At 69.0% G+C, this 226-nt stretch carries 1 protein-coding gene; it reads right to left on the bottom strand.

Annotation, left to right across the window (positions count from 1 at the left end; all coding sequences use genetic code 11):
• The coding region (locus E0D90_RS26360) for an RHS repeat domain-containing protein (protein ID WP_130800377.1) at positions 1–226 on the bottom strand (226 nt) is incomplete at both ends.

Raw genomic sequence — 226 nt, forward strand, 5'->3', positions numbered from 1 at the left:
GCGGTTGCCTGCGGTGTCGTAGGCGTGGTGCCAGACCGTGCCGTCGGGTTGGCGGATGAGGGTGGGCTGGCCGTAGTCGTTGTACTCGGCGGTGACCCGGTGGTCATCCGGGCGGGTGAGGCAGGTGAGGTTGCCGTCGTCGTCCCATTGGTAGCGGGTGGTGCGGCCGAGGGGGTCGGTGACGGTGAGGGGACGGTTGTACTCGTCCCAGGTCTTGCGGGTGGTG

The organism is Streptomyces otsuchiensis (assembly GCF_004305975.1).
Lineage (GTDB): Bacteria > Actinomycetota > Actinomycetes > Streptomycetales > Streptomycetaceae > Streptomyces > Streptomyces otsuchiensis.